This is a genomic window from bacterium, from assembly GCA_027622355.1.
Taxonomy (GTDB): Bacteria; UBA8248; UBA8248; order UBA8248; family UBA8248; genus JAQBZT01.
Map to the genome: position 1 here is coordinate 1 of JAQBZT010000214.1, position 5104 is coordinate 5104.

6 protein-coding genes and 1 pseudogene are annotated in these 5104 nt (G+C 61.3%); 5 read left to right on the forward strand and 2 right to left on the reverse strand.

Annotation, left to right across the window (positions count from 1 at the left end):
* The 5 genes and pseudogenes from O2807_11655 to O2807_11675 form a co-directional block, all read left to right on the forward strand.
* The coding region (locus O2807_11655) for a biotin--[acetyl-CoA-carboxylase] ligase (GenBank protein MDA1001153.1) at nt 1-484 on the forward strand (484 nt) is incomplete at its 5' end.
* Entirely contained in the window at nt 481-1260 is a 780-nt protein-coding gene (locus O2807_11660) for a type III pantothenate kinase (GenBank protein MDA1001154.1), read from the forward strand. The genes O2807_11655 and O2807_11660, both read left to right, overlap by 4 nt.
* 169 nt (nt 1261-1429) lie before the next feature.
* Nucleotides 1430-2101, forward strand: a pseudogene (locus O2807_11665) (AAA family ATPase).
* A gap of 3 nt (nt 2102-2104) precedes the next feature.
* Complete coding sequence (locus O2807_11670; protein MDA1001155.1) at nt 2105-3472, forward strand: HD domain-containing protein; 1368 nt, start codon at nt 2105-2107, stop codon at nt 3470-3472.
* Entirely contained in the window at nt 3447-4382 is a 936-nt protein-coding gene (locus tag O2807_11675; protein MDA1001156.1) for a DUF3108 domain-containing protein, read from the forward strand. Before O2807_11670 ends, O2807_11675 begins: the two co-directional genes overlap by 26 nt.
* 11 nt (nt 4383-4393) lie before the next feature.
* Here the strand turns inward: O2807_11675 and O2807_11680 are convergent, their stop codons facing one another.
* Both O2807_11680 and O2807_11685 read right to left on the reverse strand, forming a co-directional pair.
* Nucleotides 4394-4774, reverse strand: coding sequence for a YraN family protein (locus O2807_11680; GenBank protein ID MDA1001157.1), 381 nt, complete (start codon nt 4772-4774; stop codon nt 4394-4396).
* On the reverse strand, nt 4774-5104 hold a 331-nt coding region (locus O2807_11685; GenBank protein MDA1001158.1), incomplete at its 5' end, for a ribonuclease HII. The genes O2807_11685 and O2807_11680, both read right to left, overlap by 1 nt.

Below are 5104 nucleotides of genomic sequence, written 5' to 3' on the forward strand. Positions count from 1 at the left end.
GCTGGCCGAGACCGGCCCCTGCGCCGCCGGTCTGAAATGGCCGAACGATCTGCGGATCGGAAAAAGAAAAGCCGGCGGCATTCTCTGCGAATACGAGCCCGCGGGCGGGCCGCCCGCCGCTGTGGTGGTGGGCGTGGGCATCAACCTGGGAGGCGGGAAAGATAATTTTCCCCTGGAAATCAGAGACAAAACGACCTCGCTCGAGGCCGAGTGCGGCAGGGCGGTTCGGCCGGATACTCTTCTGGGGGTGTTGCTGGATCGCCTTTGGGAGCGGTATTTGCGCTTTATCGAGGCGGGTTTTTCCCAATTCCGGGAACGGTGGATGGAACTATGCGACAATTTGGGCGAAAATGTAGCCCTTCCCGCGAAGGGCGGAGAGATGCGGGGCCGAATCGCGGGCATTGACGATACGGGTCGCCTCCTTCTGACACGGCCCGATGGAAGCCCCTTCGCGGTCGAGGCGGGAGAGGTTCGAGAAGAATGAGCGAGAGCAGCCTTTTGCTCGCGATTGACGTGGGGAATACCCAGACAGTCATTGGTCTTTTCGAGGGGGAAGAGATCAGGGCCAGTTGGCGGCTGGGCTCTGTGGCCCGCCGCACGAAAGACGAACTGGCCATCATCATCGAGGGTCTCTTCCGCCTCGGCGGCTACAGCATGGCAAGCGTGAAAAGGGTGGCCATCGCCAGCGTCGTTCCCCCGCTGGGACCGACCTTGGTGGAGTTGTCCCGAACGTACTTTCACACGGAACCCCTGGTGTTGGGACCGGGAATCAAAACGGGTATTCCCATCCGGTACGACAATCCCCACGAGGTCGGCGCCGACCGGATCGCAAACGCCGTCGCCGGCGTTTACCTCTACGGAGGTCCTTTGGTCATCGTGGATTTCGGAACGGCCACCACCTTTGACGCCCTCTCGGCCAAGGGCGAATATCTGGGGGGAGCCATTTCGCCCGGCTTCAGCATCGCGCTCGAGGCGCTTGTCGATCGCACGGCCCGCCTTCCCCGAATTGAGCCGGCCAAGCCGGCCAGCGTGATCGGCCAGAACACGGTGCTCAGCATCCAGTCCGGGATGTACTTCGGCTACCTGGGACTGGTCAGAGAGATCGTCGGGAGGATGAAAGAGTGCCTCGGGAGCGGGACCCGGGTTCTGGCCACAGGCGGCCAGAACTCCATACTGGCCGCCGAGGAAAACATATTTGATGTCATCGAGCCCGATCTGACGATCATCGGGCTCCGCCTGATTGCCGATCGGAATCCCTAGCCGTCCGCTAGCGGAACCCTGTAACAGCCAGAGGATCAAAACGTGTATCTGGAATATTGGGGCCTGAACAAAACCCCGTTCGAAAATCTGCCCAACCCGGAGTTCCTGTACTACTCGCCGATGCACGAGGAGGCGATGACCCGCCTCCTCTACACGGCGCAAGGGGGCCGGAATGCTGACCGGTCACGCCGGCATGGGGAAAACCACCCTCAGCCGCGCCTTCGTCAAACAACTCGACGAGAGCAAGTTCGACGTCGGCCTGATCGCGAACCCGAGCCTGAGTCCCATCGAATTTCTCAAGGAAATCCTCTACCAGCTCGACGTCGAGGAAAACTCTCAGTCCAAGGTGGACCTCCTCCGCCTTTTGAACGAAAAGATGCTGATGAACATCAAGCAGGGAAAAGACACTATCGTCATCGTCGACGAAGCCCAGGCCATCGAGGACGAAAAAACGTTCGAGGAGCTTCGCCTTCTCCTCAACTTCCAGCTGAACGACCGCTTCCTCATGACCCTAATCCTGATCGGCCAGGAAGAGCTGCTGGAAAAAGTGGCGCGCATCCCCCAGCTCAGCCAGCGAATCGCCATCAAATACCATCTCCGGCCGCTCGATTTCACGGAAACCGTGAAGTTCATCTTCTTCCGCCTGAAGATGGCGGGGCTGACAAAGAGTATTTTCTCGGAGGAGGCCATCAAGCAGATTTACCAGTTTTCCGGCGGTATCCCGCGCAAAATCGTGAACTTGTGCGATCTTTGCCTCCTCGTCGGCTTCACCTTCAAAGCCCCTCTCATTAATAGTAAGATCGTCGAGAAGGTGCAACGCGACAGCCAAGGAGACATCTAGGCCATGCGCCTCAGCGATCTGATCAAAAAGGGCGCCGACGGCGACCCCCCCAAGAAGAAGCCTGCGGAGGCGGAGGCAAAAAAACCTGCCCCTCCGAAAGAGGAGGAGGGGGCGTTTCGCCTGAGCGGGCTCGGGGGCTTCGGCCCGGCAGCCAAGCCCCCCGCGGCGCGGGAGGAAGCCCCGCTTGAGTTTCCGGGAACCTCCCCTGAAGAAGAAACCGCCATCGATCTGCCGGAGCTGCCGGGGCTGCCGGGGCTGCCGAATACCGCCACGGCCAGTCCCGCCCGTGCCCCTGAGGAGGAAACTCCCCTCTCGATACCCGACATGCCGGGCGCTCCCGGCGAGAGCGAAGCCGACCCACCGGTCGAGGAAAAGCCCCGGGTGCGCACATCCGTCCTCTCCGGCCCCGAACCCGGCAAGGAGGGCCCCGGGGACGGATACTCCTCCTCCCCCGCCGATCGGATTACGGCCGAGAACAACCCGTACCGCATCCTGCGGCAAAGGGCGATGGACCTGATTGCCAAAATCCTCAAAGCCACGGCCACCGGAGAGGCCTTCGGCCTCGAGAGCGCAGAGGAGTGGGTGGTGGATGTTATCGAAACCCCCGAGGGTCTCGACCAGCTTTACGGGCTCGCCGTCAGCACCAAGGACGAGTCCAACTCGATGGCCATTCATCTGTTCAATCATTCGATCTATTCGTTGAAGCTGGGGCGGGGGCTCCGCTGGTCGCCCGACCGGATGATCCGGCTCGGCGTCGCGGCTCTGATCCACGACATCGGCATGGGGAAGGTTCCCCAGCACATCCGGCACAAGGAGGGGAAGCTATCTTCCCAAGAGCTGGCGGAGATCCAGAACCATCCCACATACGGCGCGAAGCTCATCCTGGACACCTTCGGCGAACCCTTCCGCTGGCTCGCCGAGGCCCTCTACCACGAGCACGAGCGCGAGGACGGCCGCGGCTATCCGCAGGGGCTGACCGGGAACCAAATCTCCGAATACGGAAAGGTCATCGGGTTGGCGGACGTGTACGAGGCCCTCACGCACAACCGCCCCCAACGCAAGCGCCTTCTGCCCCACAAGGCCGTCCAGGAGATCATCCAGACCCAGAAAACCTCGTTCCACCAGCGTCTTTTGAAGATCATGCTGGAGGAGCTCTCGGTCTTCACCCTGAACAGCCTTATCCGGCTCAACTCCAACGCCATCGGCCGGGTGGCGCAGACCGTTCCCGGACAACCTCTTCGCCCTGTCGTTCAGATCATTTTCGACGCGGAAGGAAACGAAATCATGGAAGAGCGGAACATCGCCCTCAAGGATTACCCGCTACTCTACATCGTCGATTCCGTAGATGAATCTGAACTCCCTCGATACTGATCTCTCCCCCTTCGCCATGAATCTATCGCCGATGAAGCAACTTCGAGGAATTGCGCTTGGGTTCAGAAGGCACATCCTATTCGGCGCCGCCATTCTGCTGGGCGCCGCCCTTCTGGCGCCCTGTGCGGCAGTCGCCGGCAAGTCCCTGCACGCATACCCGCCCAGCGAGGAATTCCGCTACGACATCCGCTTTCTGTTCCTGACGAAGGTGGCGGAGGGCGTTCTTCGAATCCGCCGGCTCGGCGGAAACCGCTACAAGGCCGAGCTGTCTGCGGAAACCCGTGGGCTCGCCGGCTTCCTCTCCAGCTACCAGAAAAATTTCTACATCAGCGAACTGGAATACCAGCCCGGGTCCGGTCACCTTCTTGCCCGCGTCTTCACCAAGATCATCCAGCGCGGGGGGGTGAAAGACGAAAGCCGGACCGTCATCGACCATGAAAAGCGCGAAATCAGATGGAAAACCTTCAAGAACGGAGAACTCCGCCACAAAGGCAGCGAAAAAATCCCGCCGGGACTCACCTACGAAGACCCGCTCTCAGCCTTCTTCAACTTCCGCGCGGGCTTCTTCGGACAAATGAAAAGGGGGCTCCGGCGGGAGACCACCACCATCCCCGCCTACCAGACCGACGACAAGGGCAACCTGCTCTACAACGAAGAATTCGTGCGCAACTTCAAGATCCGCGTCGCCGACGCCGCCACCGAACAGAAATACCGGACCCGCTTCGAGCGCACCAGGGGAAAAGGCCTGGTGGTCATCGTGAACGTGCCGAAGTCGCTTTTCGGTCAAAAAACGGGAGAGGTGCAGGTCTACTTCGATGCAAGCAGCGTCCCTGTTGCCGTCATCGTGGAGAACGCCATCTTTTTCGGAGATGTCTACGGCGTGCTTCAGCAGGCTGCGAAACCCAGATAGCGGCCGGGGCCTCAGCCCGCTGTCCGAAAAGCGTCCCGAATGAGCGTTTCCACCTTCGGTTTTCCTCCCTCCGGCACGGCGACGATCACCACATCGAATCGGCATTTCGCCTCGCGCTCCTCCGGGTGGGACAAGAGGAAGTGCTCCGCTGCCCGGATGATCCGCCTCTGCTTCTCCGGGCCGACGGCCCAGATTCCGCCCTCGGTTTTTCCCGCCGCCCGTGACTTCACTTCCAGGAAAGAGAGCACTTCCCCCTCGCGCGCGATGATGTCCACCTCATAGCGCGGACCGCGGTAGTTCCGCATCAGAATCCGGAAGCCGTTTTTTCGCAGATGCAGGCAGGCGGCGTCCTCGCCCTCGCCGCCGCTCCGACGGGGTGAAAGGCGGGCCATCAGCCGGTGCGAACCCCGGAAAAAGTCCGCCGGTGAAGCGGGCAAGGCCCATGACGCCGCAGCGCCTCGATGTGATCCCGGGTCGGATAGCCCTTGTGGCGGGCAAAGCCGTATTGCGGAAACTTCCGGTCCATCCTTAGCATGAAGCGATCCCGCGCCACCTTGGCCACGATGCTGGCCGCCGCGATCGATGCACTCTTCGCATCCCCCGAAACGATAGGCGTTTGCGAGATGTCCAGGGGAATCTCCTGGTTGCCGTCAATCAGGACATGCGCGACCGAGACGCGAAGCCGCGACACCGCGAGCGCCATCGCGCGGAGGCTCGCGCGG

What these genes read in the sequence shown, in the direction of transcription:
- O2807_11660 (MDA1001154.1), top strand. Translation starts at nt 481, where the DNA reads ATGAGCGAGAGCAGCCTTTTGCTCGCGATTGACGTGGGGAATACCCAG.
- O2807_11670 (MDA1001155.1), top strand. Translation starts at nt 2,105, where the DNA reads ATGCGCCTCAGCGATCTGATCAAAAAGGGCGCCGACGGCGACCCCCCC.
- O2807_11675 (MDA1001156.1), top strand. Translation starts at nt 3,447, where the DNA reads ATGAATCTGAACTCCCTCGATACTGATCTCTCCCCCTTCGCCATGAAT.
- O2807_11680 (MDA1001157.1), bottom strand. Translation starts at nt 4,774, where the DNA reads ATGGCCCGCCTTTCACCCCGTCGGAGCGGCGGCGAGGGCGAGGACGCC.